This is a genomic window from Verrucomicrobiota bacterium, from assembly GCA_016871535.1.
Taxonomy (GTDB): domain Bacteria; phylum Verrucomicrobiota; class Verrucomicrobiia; order Limisphaerales; family SIBE01; genus VHCZ01.
In genome coordinates this window covers 1-16,906 of the sequence record VHCZ01000130.1, presented here as the reverse complement: position 1 = coordinate 16,906, position 16,906 = coordinate 1, and the positions used below count along the sequence as shown (strand labels likewise).

Genomic DNA, 16,906 nt, shown 5'->3' with positions numbered 1-16,906 from the left:
AATAACCGCCCGAGAATGGACCTCCGCGATCACCCAGATAAGCATTCATCGAAACGGAGCGAACACGCGGCGCGCCCGTGAGACCTCGGCTCAGACTATTATCCGCAGGGCAACGATAGACATCGGTTGATCCGCTATACGCTCCCAGTTGCGAATATCGAAGGTAATTCAGGTTCGTGTTATGGGAAGTTCCCGAAAGGTCCAGCCAGCCGACGCACCAAGTTCGGTTCGTGTTCGCGCCATTCTGCGCCTCGCCTCCGTCCAGATTTCCAGTCAGCTTGTCGCTGTTGTCGTCGGCGTAGAGAATCCAGGCGAGGCCCAACTGCTTGTTGTTATTCATGCACTTGATGCCTTGGGCCTTGGCCTTGGCCTTGGAAAGAGCGGGCAGGAGCATTCCCGCCAGAATAGCGATGATCGCGATCACGACGAGCAACTCAATGAGCGTGAAAGCGTGGCGATTGGGTGGGAGAAACGCCCGGGCAAAGCGCGTTCTCAAACTGAAGTTCTTCATAATATCTTCAATGCATTGTTGGTGTTTAGGAGACGGGGCCGAATCGTAATTGCGGGCACAATTTACGTCAACCATTCGTTTCCGCGTTTTGAACACTCTGCACGAATGGCCGGCATTTGAGAACTGTGCGTTTGCAGGCACATCTTGGCGGCGGTCGCGGCCGGAAGAGATGACACGGCTTGCATCGGTCGGGGTCTCGGAGTGCTGGCGTGTCGGTGAATTGCGCCTCCTACCCCGATACACCGGCACCCCGACACACCGAACACAAAGCCTGCGCTCAGAGTGTCGGCAAAGGCCCGCCAATCTGAATCCCGTGCCGGAGACAATAGGCCGCGTTCTCGATATAGTGCTCGGCCCAGGTGCGGAGCGAGGCTCTTTCTTTTTCGCCAAGCGCCCGCACCACTTTGGCGGGAGAACCCAGCACGAGAGAGCCGGCGGGGACCTGAGTCCCCTGCGTCACCAAGGCGTTGGCGCCGACGATGGATTGGTCCCCAATGATCGCGCCGTCCAGTATTGTCGCCCCCATGCCGATCAGGCATTCGTCACCCACCGTGCAAGCGTGGACGATGGCCGAGTGGCCGATGGTGACGTAATTCCCGACGAGGCACGGCAGTTCCTCCGCTAAATGGATTACCGCGTTGTCCTGGACGTTCGAGTGATGGCCCACGGCAATCCGGTTGATGTCGCCTCGAAGCACCGCGTTGTACCAGACACTCGAATAATCACCCAGGGTGACATCGCCGAGGACAACTGCGGTGCGCGCGATATAAACGCCCACTCCCAAAGTCGGGTGCTTTCTGAGGAAGGAATCCAGAAGACTGGCGATGCCGGACATGCCGCTCGTCAAACTCGCAACTGTCACTGATTCGATCTCTGGAGCGGATCCCAGAAGCGGGCGTTGATCAGGCTCTTGGCATTTCCAGAGTAAGGGTCCATCGGCGGATTAATCTGCGCATCTTTGCGCGCCTCGGCATGGCCGTCGTTGAACACGGCGACGCCACTGCCGACGTGGCGGATCGGGTCGATCCCCTCGAAGCCTTTGGTGGTGCTGGCGCGTTCGTTCATGCAGGACGCCGGCCACCAGAGGCTGCTGCTCCACATCAGGTCCGCTTTCGGCATGGAATCGCCGATCACGAGGTTGTCGGCCGGAGCGATAATGGCCGACCGCTTGAACCAGGGCCGCGTGGGGAGTTTGACCCCCGCGACCGTCAAATCGTCGCCCGCGTACGGATGAATGCCCAGGAAATAGCCGTTGTAGCCGTAGCCCACCAGATGGCAGTCGAACTTCCACTGCCAGGTCACGCCATTGTCCTTCCGACGCGTCTTCAGGCTCGGGCAGCGGAAATAATTGCTGGCGGAGGTGTCCCCGTATCCGACGATCGTGCGGCCCCACCAATTGGTCAGCGAAGGGCCGCTATCCGAAGTGTTCAAGCCCTGGTTGCGATGGCCAGGGAACGTGTCGTTGTTGTCGTCCGTGTAAAGCTGCATGAAAATCGCGACCTGCTTCAGGTTGTTCAGACATTTGATGCGTTCGCCTTTGGATTTCGCTCGGGCCAGAGCTGGGAGCAACATCCCGGCAAGGATCGCGATGATGGCAATGACCACCAGGAGTTCGATGAGGGTAAAAGCTCGCAAGCTGGATCGGGAATTTTTCATTTCATAAAGACCTTTGGTGTTGTGGCGCGGTTCTTAGTCTGCCTTCTAGCACAATGAGATCGCATTGTCATCGGGAATCTAGTCTCGATGGTAATGCCTCGGTCTTGGTGGGGCGAGGCTCCCGCCGAGCCGTCCACCGCACTGTTCGATTGAATTTGGCTCGCGAGGACGCTCGCCCCACAGAGGTTCACTTAAGTATTACTCTCGATAATTCTGAAACGAGAGCGCGACCGGAAAATCATGCCCGCGCACGGCCGCAATCACTGACTGCAAATCGTCCTTGCTCTTTCCGCTGACGCGGATTTGGTCCTCCAGGATTTGCGCCGTCACCTTGAGCTTCAAATCGCGGATGAACGTGGTGACCTGCTTCGCGACCAGCGGTTCGATGCCCTGCTTGATTTTCAGAACCTGGCGCGCGTGTCCGAGCGGTGAAATCTCCGGCTCTCCCCGCTCTACATTCTTCAGGCTGACCTGGCGCTTGGCGAGCTTGCCGATCACCATTTCTTCCAGGGCCTTGATCTTGAATTTGTCCTCGGCGGAAAGTTTGATTTCGTTTTTCTCCAAAGAAATCTCGGCTTTCGAGGCCTTGAAGTCGAATCGATTCGCGAGTTCCTTCCGCGCTTGATTCACCGCGTTCTCGACTTCCATCGAACTGACGATTGAAACGATATCGAAAGATGGCATGGCGAAAAGATACGCTGAAATCACTCCCCTACCAAGTGTTCGATGTCTTCACGGGACACGGTGAAGACGTCCATGTCCGGCTTCACCGCGCCCAGGCTGACGAGGCACTCGGTGAACAATTCGCGAGTGCGGAGTTCGAGTTCCTTCGCGCCCAGGCTCGTCATGCACTTGATGATGTGCTGGCCTTTGCGCACGTGCGTCCGCTCATCCGCGCGGATGAAGTCCGCGATATGGACCAGCAGCGCGTCCTGCCGTTCGCGCGCGGTATCGATGAAGCCGCTGATGGTCTTCAGAACGCCGACCTCGCCGAAGAGATTGATCTCCGCCATGGCAAACGCCGGGTCCATCGGCCCGCGGCACGTCGAGCCGGTGAGCCGATTGCGCAACTCGAACGGGTCGTAGCCCGCGGCTTGCAGCGCGCGATGGCCGATCTCCGTGTGCCGTGCTTCGTCCCAGGTGATGCGCGCCAGATCGTATTCCGCCTGAAAATCCTTGAACCGGATGTCCCAGATAAACGTCCCGAACGCTTCGATGGCATCGACTTCATCCCGTTGCGTCCGGATAAAGCGCAAGCGCAGGTTTTCGTACGAATCCTTCGGGAAACGCGCCGCGCCGTCCGCCGTGTCGTAGTCGCCCGTGTTTTTGAAGGTCTCGAAACGCACGTCCCGCAGCGGCGCCGTGCCGCGCTGAAACGGTTTCGCCACGCTCCGCAGCGGCGCCGGTTCCGCGTTGCGCGGATCGGCGCCGCCGCCGCCGCCGATGCTTCCAAGCAATCGCTGCAAATGCCAGCGCCACGCCCCCAGGCGCGCTTCGTCGATCCCGCCTTCGACGTAAGCCGCGATGGCTTCTTCCGCCCACTCCAGCATCGGCTCGTAATCCGTGAGAATGCGGCGCAGCACACGGACCGTCGGCGCGTCTGTAATCGGGTCCGTGTCATCGATGTGGTGGCGATACGCCGTCTGCAGCGTCCGGCCCGCCACTTGATGCACGCCCACCAACAGCTCCGCCGGATCGGACGCGTTCAGCGCTTCTTCGACGAAACGATCGATCTCGGGGTCGCGGTGTGCGTCGATGTCGGCGAAGCGTTTCTCCTGTTCGTGCAGCCGTTCGCGCAAAAGCCGGGCGGCGTCGGCGTGATAGAAGATGTGGCGACCCGTTTCCAGTTTCGCTTCAAACTCTGGAATGCTCAGCGTCCACGCGCCCAGGGCTTGCATGAGCCGGCGTTCGAAATAGAAAAAGCGCAACAGCCGGCGGGCGTTCTCCTCGACGGAAAATTTGCCGCCGAGTCGCCGCCGATCTCTGGGGAAGCGGAAGGCGTAAGCGCGGGCGCGTTGCGCTGCGGCTGCGCGCTCTTCCGGACGCGAAACAGACGGGATTTCCTGTGTCTGGTTTGCGCCGTTCGAGGAAGTTGCGTTGTTCAGGCTCATAAGCACTTTGTCGCGCTGGGCAGCGATGTTGGGCGTTTGCCCAGGACGTAGAAATCAGAATCGCTATCCCTTCGTTTTGGTCAAGAGGGAAGGATGGACGCTAGTCGCCAAAGAGCGGCAAAGCCGCAGCCGAATCGTTACAGCGTTACAAGGTCAAATCGTTAAATGGGTGGGCAAGATTAACCGCGGCCTGTGCGCAATGAGGATGATTGCGGAACATTACTTTCTTCGGAGACCTGGCTGCGAAAAAGTGGCTTCGCAGCCTTTACAAAAGGGAACGAAGAAAACGAAGGAAATGCCATCGACTCACGCGATGCTTTGCGCCGGCGAATCCGGGTTGGCAGGTCCAATCAAAACCACGAATTCGCCCTTGAGAGAACGCGCCTGGGCAACCGCCAGAAGTTCCGCCGGTGAACCGCGAAGGTACTCCTCGAATTTCTTCGTCAGCTCTCTCGCCAGAACCACCGGACGATCCGGAAAAATTTCCGCTAATTCCGCCAGCAACTTCCCGATCCGATGCGGAGACTCATACAAAACGAGAGTCGCGCTCAAATCCTTCAGCCGTTCCAACGTCTTCCTCCGCTGGCCGGACTTGTGCGGGAGAAAGCCAATGAAATGAAACTCATCCGTCGGCAAACCACTTGCGGTCAGGGCCGCAACGAGCGCGCACGGGCCGGGCACAGCTTCGACTCGAAGGCCCGCCTCCACGGCGGCGCGGACGACGCGTCCGCCGGGGTCGCTGATGCCGGGGCTCCCAGCGTCCGTCACCAACGCCACCTTTTCTCCGCGCCGCAGCCGTTCGATGATTTCCTCGCTGCGCTTGGCTTCATTGAACTTGAAGTAGCTGAGGAGCGGTTTGGAGATCTCATAATGTTTCAGCAACTGGGCCGTGCGCCGAGTGTCCTCGGCCGCGACCACGGCGCACTCTTTCAACGTGCGCAGCGCCCGGAGGGTGATGTCCTCCAGATTGCCAATCGGCGTGGCCACGAGATACAACGTCCCGGCGCGGAGTTCTGGCAAACCGGACGCGCTCATTGGTTCAAAGGTGCTGCCACACTGTTTCGAGGATTTGTTCCACCCGGTGTTCATAAGTGTGCTTGCCGAGCGCCTCGGCATAGCCGGCGGCGGCGATGCGTCCTCTTTCTTCGTCGTGGCTCAGATAGTAACGAATCAGTTCCAACACGTTGTCCCGGTCGTACAGGACGAGGTGCTTTCGATCCACGAAGAGTTCTTCCAACCCCGATTCGCGGCTCAGGCGATTCGTCAACACGAGGCTGCCGGAAGCCAGCGCTTCAAACACGCGCATGTTCAGGTCGTCCGCAATCGTGGTGTTCAAAACAATTTTCGAGCGGCTGAAAATCAGCGCCATGTCCTGAAGCACTCTGGAATCGACGTGCAGGTCAATCCCCTGCTGGAGAAGAAAGCGCAAGAGTTCGACTCGATCCGTGTGGAGCGTGGACGTGCCGCCGACGAAACTCACCGGGTAAATCTTATCGGATGGAATCTTGCCGTGAGCCTCGGCGTCACACGCGGCTGGCGACCAGAACACACGGCGGCATCCGGCTTCGACAAAATGCCGGACGTGCGGTTTGTTGAAAGTCACAAACACAAAATCGAACACTTTGGCGTACGACAGCCACACGTCCCAGTTGCCGAGCATGTGCAGATGCGTGTCGCCAAACACGGCGACACTCGGACAATTCAGCGCCTCCATGTAGAAGGGCAAGTTCCACTCGTGCGTATCCATCCAGATGAAAACCTCGGGCTGAAAATCCTTGGGCAACTGTTTCTTCAATTCGCGCAGATCGACCATGCCCGGCTGCGTGACGATGTCGCAGGGTTTGGCGAGCCGCGTGCATACGTCCTCCCAGTGTTCGGCCGATCCCGCTCTGTAAAAGGCGTGGCCCTTCAATCCTTCGCCCCAGTCCTTCCAAAACTTGGCGTCACGGTACGGACCGAACGTCACGACGCGGTGCCGTTTGCGCAAGGCCTTTTCGTAAAAAGCCGTGGAAGACACCGGCCCCGTGAGCGTCGCCAGCAAGATATCGAGCCGGCGGAGCGGAGCGCGCTCGGACTTTTGCTGGTTCTGAGGATTGCTCGTCACGGGAAAACGATCTCGTCCGGTATCCCCTCGGCTAAGGTGGAGCGAGGCTCCTGCCGAGCCAATGCCATCGAAGAAAAGCTCCGCAGGAGCGTCGCCTCACCGTTGTTAACTGAGGGGTCGCCTCGTCCGCCTCTCAATACGCGGCGTACGGTTCGCCGACAATATGGGAGCCTTACAGGTTGGCAACCCTAAGACACGCGTTTTTGTCTTTTGCGGCAGCCGGCTTTTTCGGATACTCGCGGCACATGGCGGATTTGCCGATCATGGCGATCACCGGAATGGCTGTCTTTGCGGCCGCAAGCGCTTTCTTCGCCGTGGCGGAATCGGCGCTGTTCTCGCTTGGCAAATGGCGCGCCCAGGAGATGGCCGAGCGATCACCGGCGTTGGGAAACCAGGTCGTCCGCCTCCTCAACGAGCCTCAAGATTTGCTCGCGACCATCGTGCTCGGCAATACTTTCGCGAACGCCGGTTTGGTCGGGACGGCGTTGTGGCTCGGTCTGGAAGGGAGTTGGCAGATCGGCTGGACGATCGCGGGCGCGCTGCTGGTGATTCTCGTGCCGTGCGAGGTGATTCCCAAGACGCTGGCGGTCCGCGATCCGGAAGCGTGGGCCTTGCGTCTGGTGAAACCGGTGGCGTTTTTGCTGACGGTGTCGAAACCGCTCCGGCGCGTGGCGCTTTCGATGAACACGCTGATTCTTCGCGCCATCGTTCCGGAGTCGGTCAAGCCGCGCAGCGCCATGACGGAGGCGGAGTATCAGGAGTTGATCGAGATGGCCTACCAGCAAGGCGCGCTGCGCAAAGCGGAGAAAGAGATCATCCTGCAAATCATCAGCCTGGACCAGCGCACGGCCAAGGACGTGATGAAACCGCGCGCGCAAATGGCCTGCATCTCGGACGATCTCTCCATCGAGGATATGATCGCGGCGGCGCGCAAATTCAAGCACCGGCGCCTGCCGCTTTTCGACGAAACGCCGGACACGATTGTCGGCATCCTGAACACGCGCACGCTGCTGCTCGATCCGCACATCGACCTGGCGGAGGCCATCGAGCTGCCGTCGTTTGTGCCGGAGACGATGAACTTGCTGCAGTTGTTCAAGAGCTTGCAGCGCCAGCAGCGCGGCCTGGCGATTGTGCTGGATGAATTCGGCGGCACGGCCGGGTTGGTAACGATGGAGGATATTCTGGAAGAAGTCGTCGGCGAACTGCACGGCGAAGGCGAAGCCCAGGGCTTCATCATGGAGAAGCTGGGAGAAGGCCGCTGGCGCGTTCACGGCACGATGCGGGTGGACGATTTCCGCCGCGAATTTCCGGCGCTGGAGGAATTGCCGGAGGTGGACACGATGGGCGGGTTGCTCACCGCGTTGCTGGGCGTGGTCCCGGCCCAGGGCGAAACCGCGCTGTTTTCCGGTTTGCGCCTCACGGCCCAGGCCGCGGACGAGCGGCGCGTGCGGGAATTGCTGGTGGAGGCGACGAAGAAGGCGTGAACCTGGACTGGACATTCTACTTGTTTGTCGGGTTGTGCGTGGCCTTGTCCTTTTTGTTTTCCGGAATGGAGGCGGGAGTGTTTGCGCTCAGCCGCCTGCGGATTCGCCAGCAGATGCGGGCCGGCAACCATCGCGCGGCGCTGCTGCACGGCTATCTGGAAAACTCGGAGAATTTTCTCTGGACGATTCTCATCGGCAACACGCTCACGACGTTTCTGGCTTTCAGCATCATCGTGGCCGCGCTGTTCGACGCCTTGAGCAAGCAACCGGCCTTGTTTCTGGCGGCCTTCCTGTTGATCGCATTCTCCTTTTACGCGCTGTGTGATCTGCTGCCCAAGATGCTGTTCCAGCTTTTCCCGACGCGGCTTTGCCTGGCGCTGGCCGTGCCATTCCGGTTCATGCACTTGAGCCTGTCGCCGCTGGTTTCGCTGCTCGCCTGGTTTTCGAACCGATTGATGCGCTGGACTGGAGCCGCGAGTTTCAAGGGCCATTTGTTCGGCAGCCGGAGCGAACTGCGGATGATGACGCAGGAATCGGCCGCCGGTCTCACGACCGAAGAACGGGGCATGATTGCCCGCGTCCTGGACCTGCAGAATCTTCCGGTGCGCTCGATCGCGGTGCCGCTCCCAAAAGTGATTGGAGTTGCCCAGTCCGCTCCGGCTCGGGAGTTGCTCAAACTTTGCCAGGAACACCATCTGACGCGCCTGCCCGTCTGGCAAACGGACGGAAGCGTTCGCCGGATCGTGGGCGTGGCCAATCTGCGCAGTTTCCTTTATTCGCCGAGTTTTGACCCGGAGAAGTCCGCGGGCGCGTACGTGACGCCGGCGCTTTATCTCCGGGACGAGCTCCGGCTCGACGAAGCGCTGCGGCGGATGCAGCGCAGCGGCCAACGGCTGGCGATCGTGCTGGGGCCCGACCAGCGCGAGATGGGGGTCGTCAGCCTGCAAGACATATTGAAGGTCATTTTTGGGGAGATCAGCCTTTAGTCAGCCGGCAGCGTATCTTGACGTCGAAGCAGCCTTGCTCCACCGTCCTTGCCTGAGGGGTTGCCTTCAAAGCGGCCCTTCAAATTTTTGAGTGAACGAGCTCTCAAAGCGATCTTTTGCCGCCTGGCTCGTGCTTTTGTCTATTGGCGTCGCTGTGTTTGCCATTTGGTTTTCGCACGAATCTCCAAGCTCAGATGAGTCCGCAAATCCCAGTGATCGGCCCATTCGGGAAATTACGGCCAAGCTTGCGGCTTTCGAAGCCAGGGAACGCGAAGTTGCAGAATCCGTTTGGGGCAAAGAATTGCTCGCCCAGGAATGCGGCCGGACTTTCGAAGGGCTGTGGGATTCGCTCAATGCGGCGACGAACAAACTCAAGCTGGCCGCCGATTTCCCCGTGAGCGAAATCGTGCTGGGCGATTGGAGCCGGACGCAAGACCTGCCGCACGGGATCAAACTGCGAAATCCGCTCGCAACCGGGCGTTCGCTCACAACCGAAGAATGGCGGCGATTTGTCGAGGAGTTCGCGCGCGCCGGCTGGCGCCTCGAACAAACGGAATTTCGCCACACCCGTTTCGACACGGACGAAGCCGGTCTGCCGCGACAAAGTCGATTCTATTTCTCGGCGCATCTGACACGATCAGCGCGTTCGGAGCGAGCCGCGGTGGAGGGCGATTTGATCGTAGAATGGGCGGCCACCCCGGCCCCTGCGAGTGTGTCTGGCCGCGGCAGCCTCCAGACGGAGGATCTGCCCGCTTCCCATTCCGCACTCCGCGCGCCGCATTCCGCGCTCGTCAAACAGATCGACGCCAGCCGTCTGACGCTCAAGACGAGAGCTGGTGAGCCGCCTTTTCGGATGATCCTCCAGGAAACCATCGCCCCGCCGGAGAAGTCAGCCACGATTGACCCGCTGATCCTCTACGATCTCGACGAAGACGGTCTTTCGGAAATTGTCCTGGCAGCAAAAAATCTGGTCTATCGCCGGCGCGGGAAGGATCGCTACGAACCGGAGCCGTTGTGCCGGATTCCGCCCGGCTTGATTTTCACGGCGGTCATTGCGGACAGCGATGGCGATGGCACGGCGGATTTTCTCTGCGCAAAGCCGGAAGGCTTGATTTTCTTCAAAGGCTCGGAGCGGGGCGCGTTCAATGCCGCCGGGCGCCTGGTGTGGATGGCCAATCCGCGCTTGCAAAATGCCTCGGTGTTGACGTGCGGAGACATCGATCAAGACGGCGATCTCGATTTGTTCCTCGGCCAATACAAGATTCCTACGCTCGGCCAGGTTTTGAGGCCAAACTTTCACGATGCCAACGATGGGCATCCCGCTTATCTCTTGCTGAATGATGGCCGCGGCAATTTCACCGACGCGACGGCGGCTTCGGGATTGGAGCACAAACGATTCCGGCGTGTCTTCAGCGCGTCCTTCGCCGATCTCAATGATGACGGCCGCCTCGACCTGGTGGTGGCGAGCGATTTCGCGGGCGTCGATCTGTATCGGAATGACGGGCGCGGCCATTTCACCGACGTCACGCCGGAGTGGGTTGAGGACTCGCACGCGTTCGGCATGGCGCACGCGCTCGCGGATTTCAACGCGGACGGGCGGCTCGATCTTCTGATGATCGGGATGAACTCGCCGACGGTCGATCGGCTGGAGCATTTGGGACTCGCGCGGCCCGGCGCCGTCGAAGACACAACGATGCGCAGTCGGATGACGTTCGGGAACCGGCTCTTTCTGGCGCGCGCTGAATCCGGGTTTGTTCAAACGCCGTTGAGCGAGTCTATCGCCCGATCGGGGTGGTCGTGGGGGTGCAGTGCTTTTGATTTCGATAACGACGGATTCCCCGACGTTTATGTCGCCAACGGCCACGAATCGAAGCAGACGGTGCGCGACTACGAGCCGGAGTTTTGGCTGCACGACATTTACGTGGACGATTCGGTCGATGACGCGGCGGCGACGGCCTATTTCACGAGCAAGTTCGCACGGACGCGGGGCCGAGGTTGGTCCTACGCCGGCTATGAGAAGAACCGGCTTTACCTGAATCAACGGGGGGAATTGTTCGTTGAAATCGGCCACTTGTGGGGAATCGCGATGGAACAGGATTCACGCAACGTTGTCGCAGATGACCTGGATGGCGACGGGCGCGTGGATTTGCTGGTCACGACTCTGGAAGTGTGGCCGGTGGCCAGGCAAACGTTGCGCGTTTTCAAGAACATGCTGGAGAACGGGGGCAACTGGATCGGGTTCCACTTCCGCGAAGAGGCCGGAAAAACGCTGGTGGGCGCCCGCGTCACGCTGCACTACAACGGCCGCGAAGTCACTCGCCAGATTGTGACGGGGGATTCTTACCGTTCTCAGCACGCGAACACGGTTCACTTTGGGCTTGGCACGCTTGACCGCGTGGTCCGCGCTGAAATCCGATGGCCCGGCGGCAAAATGATCTCTCTGGACGAACCCCCGGTGAATCGGTACCACTCAATTCCAGCGCCGAAATGAAGTCTGGCGGCACGGCAAATGGAGTACTGGATGGATGAATGGATTGTTGGATCCCTGATCACTTATCCACTCATCCATTTAAGTCCCCGGATCCGCTTCTTTGTCCGGATCAATCCCCAACGCCCGCAGCCTGGCAGCCAGGCGCTCAGCTCGCTTGGTTTCCACCTCCGCGCGAGATCGTTCACCTTCCACCGCCTGAAACAATTCCCAAACCTCAAGAAAGGGGCGGCCATCAGGATATCTCAGAGACAACCCTTCGGCAGCGAGTTCGAACTGGATTCCCAGGCGCGGACTCCGCCAACCGTTCATTTGCGCAATGGGCTTAAACTCACTCCGAGAACGCTGATCGACCAAAGAATCTTCACGCCCGAATGAATTCTTTGGTGTCTTTCGCTTCCTTCGGCAGAACCGCTGGACATGTCTCCCCAAATCCGCAATCGGCAATCCGCAATTTGCTCAGCGGTAGAGAATGTATCCAGTCCGTTCCCGGTACCAGGCGAAATCCAGCTTGGCCGCGGCGTCGAAGGGCTGGATGGAAAAGCCGAATCGAACCGGATAAACCGATCTTGCGCTTTGCCATTTCTTGATCTCCGCGTGCCCGTCCGCAAACGAGAATCCGCAAGCGCGGTTGTGGAACGAGGCCGGAAGATCACCCCACTGGCTGGCATTGATATCGACGATGAAGAATCCGTCGTTGATCGAATCCGGATGCTCATCAACCGTCAGCCAAGTCATCCCAGGATTCGGGACGTGGGAAGTTTTGAGGAATTGGCGATACTGGCCGCTGGCATACCAGCTTTGTCCTCTCCAACTGATGTCGCCCGGATTGCCGCTCGACTTGCCAAACAGAGCGTTCATCGCGTTGCTCCGCAGCCGGCTCTTCCAACCCTTGGCCTTCTGCTGGGGGCTGACGAAGTTGTCGGCGGGACATTTGTAAATGGCCAGAGCAGCCGTGGTATAGGGGGCGAGCACGCCGTTCTGCACCCACAGGACGTTGGTGTTGCTGACATCTGCAGCTCCCGTGCCGGCGCCCCAGGTCATAACATTGTTGACCCAGTTGTCGAACTTCTTGTTGTTAATCGCGGCCTCGGTGTCCGGGATGGTGAAGTTGTTGGCGCAGGCGTCATCGAAATCGCCCGCATACAAGTGCCAGGCTTTGAGCAATTGCTGGTTGTTGCTCATGCAGGAAATCCCTTGCGCCTTGGTTTTGGCTTTGGCCAAAGCCGGCAAAAGCATACCGGCCAGGATCGCGATGATCGCGATGACGACGAGCAATTCGATCAAGGTGAATCCGGGGCCCCTTGAACCCGAAGAGTGTTGGAATTTCATAAATGGTCTAGGTAACTCAGGTGTTGGGTGGCTGAGATCAAAGTTCTGAAATCAACCGGGAGGCATCTTAGGCTTCCGAAAACGGATTTCAATACTCTTTTTCTCCTCGCCGCAGGCCAGGCGGCGCTCCCGCCAAAATCCGAAGTTATTTTTGCACGGACCCTAAAGTCGTGGCAGAAAGTGCCGATTCTACAGATGCGGGTTTGGCCTATTCATGCCCGTTAGTTCCTCAGGCGGCTTTGTGCATTGAGCCGCCTTTTTTCTTGGCCACGTTAATCACTCCTTCGTGAGGCTCGTCGCAACGGTCGCTCAACCAAATCATGTCCTTGTTGTTCGGCGAGGCGCGGTTGGGAGTGAGTTGGTTGATTTGCGCGGTTCGTGTTAGCTCAAAAACTCCCGCGGGTCGGTGATATGCCCGTTGACTGCGCTGGCGGCGACTGTCGCGGGCGAAGCCAGAAAAACCTGGGATTCTTTGTGGCCCATCCGGCCCGGGAAATTCCGGTTCGTAGCGCTGATGCATTTCATGGGGGTGTTCATGCGGCCGAAAGTATCCACAGGCCCGCCGAGGCACGCCGCACAGCTTGCGTTTTCAGTCATCTGAACGCCAGCCTCTACCAGAATCTGCCAAACCGTTTTCTCGCCCCAACGGGCGGTCTGTAGATCATGCACGATCTCCGGCGTGGCCGGGACGCCAAATGTGTCGATGGCGACCCGCTTCCCTTGCAGAATTCGCGCGAAATCCACGAAGTCGCTTGTTTTCCCTCCCGTGCATGAGCCGATATAAGCCCGGTCAAGCCTGATGTGTCCGAGATCCCTCGCCAGTTTGCGTTGGCCAGGGTCCGGATGGCACGCGACGGTCGGTTCGAGTTTGGAGAGGTCAACGACAAGTTCATAGACGAACTTCTCGCTCTTCTCCCTTTCGACAGGTTCGTAGGTGGGCTTTGTTCCGTTCAGTTTGCAGCGGCGATCCACGAACGTCTGCGTCTGCGCGTCAAACTCGAAGATCCCATTTTTGCCGCCCGCTTCGATAGCCATATTGGCGATGGTCATGCGGTCGTCCATGGATAGATTGGCGACGCCTGACCCGTCAAATTGCATCGCCCGATACGTCGCTCCATCGAATCCGATTTCTCCGATGCAATGGAGGATGACGTCCTTGGCCATGACCCCCTTCTGGAGTTTGCCTTCGAGCCGGAAATGCATTGTCTCTGGAACCTTGAGCAGCAGTTTCCCGGTCCCCATCACGAATCCGGCGTCGGTATTTCCGATCCCGGTGGCAAACTCATTGAAGGCACCTGCCATGCACGTGTGAGAGTCCGTTCCGAACAGAATCTCTCCCGGACGAGTGTGCCCTTTCTGAGGGAGCGCGGTGTGACAGACGCCTGCATACGAGGCGCCATACTGCCGTTTCAGCATGCCCTTGGAAGAATCGAAAACCCAGTGCCCGTTCGGATCGTCGATCACGTCATAGAAATAGGGAAGGCCCTGCTCGCGGACAAATTCCCGGAGGATGTCCACGTTGCGATTCGATTTCGAATCCGCGGTGAAAATATAGTGATCTGGAATGATCACCACTTTCCTTGGATCCCAAACCTTCGCCTGTTTGCCAAATTCTCTCTTGAAGACGCCGATTGTCCCCGGACCGCACACGTCGTGCGTCATAAGGATATCGGCATTGACCCAGATATTGTCTCCCGCACTAACGCGCGATTTGCCGGCCGCGCGCGCAAGAATCTTCTCAGTCAATGTCATAGCTTCATTTCGTCTCTGACGCGCCTCTGCCCTCGATCAGTCTCTCAAGTTCCGCGTTGGGCTGGTGTCCCGAAGCGAGGGCCTTCTGGTAATGCCACCGTGCCAGTTCCACAAACGGTGGCTGCTGCGTGGCGTAGATGACCGCCAGATTGTGGTGAGCTCCGCCGTAGCCAGGGGCGATCTGAATCGCCTTTCGCAATGCGGTCTCCGCCGGAATGCGCTGGCCGTTCTGGCTGAGGGTAATGCCCAGGTAATTCTGTGTCTGTGGGTCCTGAGGATCCAGTTGCGCGGACCGGCTGAGCAAGTCGAGCGCTTCATCGAATTTCTCCTGCCGGAACCGCAAGATTCCCAGAAGCGAAAGCGATTGGGCATCGTTCGGCTCGCTTTGCAGCGCGCGTTTCAAATTCGCCTCCGCCTCGTCGAGCCGGTTCTGCTCCAACTGGCAGGCCGCGAGATTTGCCAGAGTCAGTGCGTTCTTCTCATCCAGGCGAAGCGCTTCGCTGTATTTCTTTTCCGCCTCGTCGTAACGTCTGGCCGCAAAGAACCGCTCGGCTTCCGCCACGAGCGGGGCGGCGCCGCGGGGTAATTCTCGCAGCGACTTTCGGCCTGACTTCGGATCCGGGCTGGCCACGGTGGATCGAGGTTTCTCGAAAAGCGCCTTTTCCTCGGGCGTAAACGGGATTGCCCGCGCCTCGAAAACCTCAAGCCGTGCGCGCAAGATCGCCAGTTCATTGTCGAACTGTTCTTTTCGGACAGATTCCGTGCGAGCTTTGTTGTCGTAAAGCTGCCGGGACGTTTCGTTTAACTTCTTAAGCAGATCGTCTCGCTCCTTCTCGACCTGTCTAAGCCGATCGCTTTCAGTCGAGACTGGTTTGGCACTTGTGGATGTCAAACTTGCAAGTTTTGTCTCCAACTCTTTTCTTGCCGATTCGAGGATCGCCTTCTCCAATTGCAGGGTTTTCAAGTCCGACTGGAGACGGAGAATCTCCGCTTCATAGTTGCGTCCGGCGCCAGGAGGCACTGCGGACTCCTTCTGTGGCGGGTGGGCTTTGGCTTCGGTGTCCACGGTGGGTTTCGCACTGGTTGCGAGCTGTTTCCGCAACTCCTCGTGCTCAGTTCGAATGGCCCGGGCTGCTTCGGCCTCCTTCTGCGCGGACTTCAGACGAGTCTCCAGAATCTCTTTTTCGCGCATGAGCTGAACGACTTGATCGGACTGTTCAGTGAGCTTCTTGTTGGCATCAGCGAGTGCCCTTTTCAGATCGTCAACGAGGGCTGCGTCCACTTGTCTGCCAGGCTTGGACTGCTCGTGTTCGAGCGAAACCTTGAGCAATTCTTTCTCCTTTTCGAGCAGCTTGATCCGCTCCTCCGCCCTGGCTAATTCGCGTGGGTCAATGGCGGCAGGTCGCGCAGCCAGCGCTTCTCTCAGCTTCGCTTCCAGGATTGCTTTATCTTCTTTCAGTTGCTGGACTTCCACGGCCAGTGCATGAATCTGACGGTCCTTCTCCCCGACTGCCTGCGCTGCGGGAGCTGACGGTTTCGCTGGTGGCATCGTCGCCGTTCTGATCGGGCCAAAGGCTTTCAATTTCTCTCCAACGTAATCCAGCCGAAATCGAACCACTTTTTCATTCCATGTAGGAGAGCTGCCTTGAAGTTTCTTTAGCTCTTCTTGGGCCTGCAGATACTTTGCTCTTGCGGAATCTGGTTGGCCAGAACTCGCGGCTTGATCGGCCTCCGCGATTAGACTGTAAACCTTGACATACTGAGCGTCTGGCCCTTCCGCCTGAACAACACGCGAAAGAGCGAGCAAGAACCAAGTTATCGAGGCCAAAAACCGTTTCATTGGATTATCGTAATGTATGGCTGAACCGCTTTGCAATCCGTTTGATTCGGGTGCGACTTTTTCCGTCGGTCAGTTTTTTGCCAATTCAGTCCACTCGGCGTTAATGCCGAGGGCAAATGGATCCGGCGCGGACATCAAATCAAACTCGACGCGGCGATCCGAATGAAACCGCTGCCCGTGATGGTCAGATTCACGTTCACCGGACCCGAGGCGCGGTGACGACGGTGATGCTGCTCGAATTATTATCCGTCCAGACCAAGTTGCCTCCTGAAAGCTGGAAGTTCCACCAGCATTTCCTCGGTTTTGGTTCACAGCACCAGCACCACCGTTACCCACGGTAACCGTATATGAACCTGCGGGAATCTCTTAGGGTCTGTGCAAAAATAAATTCCGGTTTTGCTGGAGGCGATTTCGCTTTCTGGCGAGGCACGACGAAGGAGCATAGCCAGGGCTCTGCGACTGAGGAGAAACGAAGCCAGAAAGCGAAATCGCCCCAGCCCTCCGGGGCGGGGCGCCGCCTGGCCGGCTGCGGCGTTGCTCGTCGGTCACAGCCCCAAAACGGGGATGCTCCCTCCTCGCGCCTTGCATCCGGCCAGGCGGCGCTCCCGCCAAAACCGGAATTTATTTTTGCACAGACCCTTA

General features: G+C 58.7%; 15 protein-coding genes. 4 read left to right on the top strand and 11 right to left on the bottom strand.

What is annotated here, in order from left to right:
• The 7 genes from FJ398_16690 to FJ398_16660 all read right to left on the bottom strand — a co-directional run.
• The coding region (locus FJ398_16690; GenBank protein ID MBM3839569.1) for a type II secretion system protein at positions 1–511 on the bottom strand (511 nt) is incomplete at its 3' end.
• Between the two features lie 277 nt (positions 512–788).
• Positions 789–1,346 carry a gamma carbonic anhydrase family protein gene (locus tag FJ398_16685; GenBank protein MBM3839568.1) on the bottom strand — a complete coding sequence of 186 codons (558 nt, stop codon included), beginning with the start codon at positions 1,344–1,346 and terminating at the stop codon, positions 789–791.
• A 23-nt stretch (positions 1,347–1,369) separates the two neighbouring features.
• A complete protein-coding gene (locus tag FJ398_16680; protein MBM3839567.1) occupies positions 1,370–2,167 on the bottom strand; it encodes a type II secretion system protein in 798 nt (265 codons plus the stop codon).
• A gap of 198 nt (positions 2,168–2,365) precedes the next feature.
• Entirely contained in the window at positions 2,366–2,851 is a 486-nt protein-coding gene (locus FJ398_16675; protein MBM3839566.1) for a YajQ family cyclic di-GMP-binding protein, read from the bottom strand.
• 20 nt (positions 2,852–2,871) lie between these two features.
• Positions 2,872–4,278: a hypothetical protein gene (locus tag FJ398_16670; GenBank protein MBM3839565.1), complete on the bottom strand. Its 1,407-nt coding sequence runs from the start codon at positions 4,276–4,278 to the stop codon at positions 2,872–2,874.
• Between the two features lie 306 nt (positions 4,279–4,584).
• Entirely contained in the window at positions 4,585–5,313 is a 729-nt protein-coding gene (rsmI, locus tag FJ398_16665) for a 16S rRNA (cytidine(1402)-2'-O)-methyltransferase (protein ID MBM3839564.1), read from the bottom strand.
• 4 nt (positions 5,314–5,317) lie between these two features.
• Positions 5,318–6,382, bottom strand: coding sequence for a glycosyltransferase (locus FJ398_16660; GenBank protein MBM3839563.1), 1,065 nt, complete (start codon positions 6,380–6,382; stop codon positions 5,318–5,320).
• 245 nt (positions 6,383–6,627) lie between these two features.
• Between FJ398_16660 and FJ398_16655 the strand changes: the two genes are divergently transcribed.
• The 3 genes from FJ398_16655 (at position 6,628) to FJ398_16645 (ending at position 11,343) form a co-directional block, all read left to right on the top strand.
• On the top strand, positions 6,628–7,866 hold the full coding sequence (locus tag FJ398_16655) for an HlyC/CorC family transporter (GenBank protein MBM3839562.1): 1,239 nt from the start codon (positions 6,628–6,630) through the stop codon (positions 7,864–7,866).
• Positions 7,863–8,852, top strand: a complete 990-nt coding sequence (locus FJ398_16650; protein ID MBM3839561.1) for a DUF21 domain-containing protein — start codon at positions 7,863–7,865, stop codon at positions 8,850–8,852. Before FJ398_16655 ends, FJ398_16650 begins: the two co-directional genes overlap by 4 nt.
• 91 nt (positions 8,853–8,943) lie before the next feature.
• Positions 8,944–11,343, top strand: coding sequence for a CRTAC1 family protein (locus tag FJ398_16645; protein MBM3839560.1), 2,400 nt, complete (start codon positions 8,944–8,946; stop codon positions 11,341–11,343).
• 78 nt (positions 11,344–11,421) lie between these two features.
• Here FJ398_16645 and FJ398_16640 read toward each other — a convergent pair whose 3' ends face one another.
• The 4 genes from FJ398_16640 to FJ398_16625 form a co-directional block, all read right to left on the bottom strand.
• Entirely contained in the window at positions 11,422–11,652 is a 231-nt protein-coding gene (locus FJ398_16640; GenBank protein MBM3839559.1) for a hypothetical protein, read from the bottom strand.
• Positions 11,653–11,799: 147 nt separating this feature from the next.
• Positions 11,800–12,672, bottom strand: coding sequence for a type II secretion system protein (locus tag FJ398_16635; protein MBM3839558.1), 873 nt, complete (start codon positions 12,670–12,672; stop codon positions 11,800–11,802).
• A 381-nt stretch (positions 12,673–13,053) separates the two neighbouring features.
• Entirely contained in the window at positions 13,054–14,424 is a 1,371-nt protein-coding gene (locus tag FJ398_16630) for a 3-isopropylmalate dehydratase (protein ID MBM3839557.1), read from the bottom strand.
• A 4-nt stretch (positions 14,425–14,428) separates the two neighbouring features.
• Positions 14,429–16,264 carry a tetratricopeptide repeat protein gene (locus tag FJ398_16625; GenBank protein MBM3839556.1) on the bottom strand — a complete coding sequence of 612 codons (1,836 nt, stop codon included), beginning with the start codon at positions 16,262–16,264 and terminating at the stop codon, positions 14,429–14,431.
• Between the two features lie 116 nt (positions 16,265–16,380).
• Between FJ398_16625 and FJ398_16620 the strand changes: the two genes are divergently transcribed.
• A complete protein-coding gene (locus FJ398_16620) occupies positions 16,381–16,605 on the top strand; it encodes a hypothetical protein (GenBank protein MBM3839555.1) in 225 nt (74 codons plus the stop codon).
• Positions 16,606–16,906: the final 301 nt, after the last annotated feature.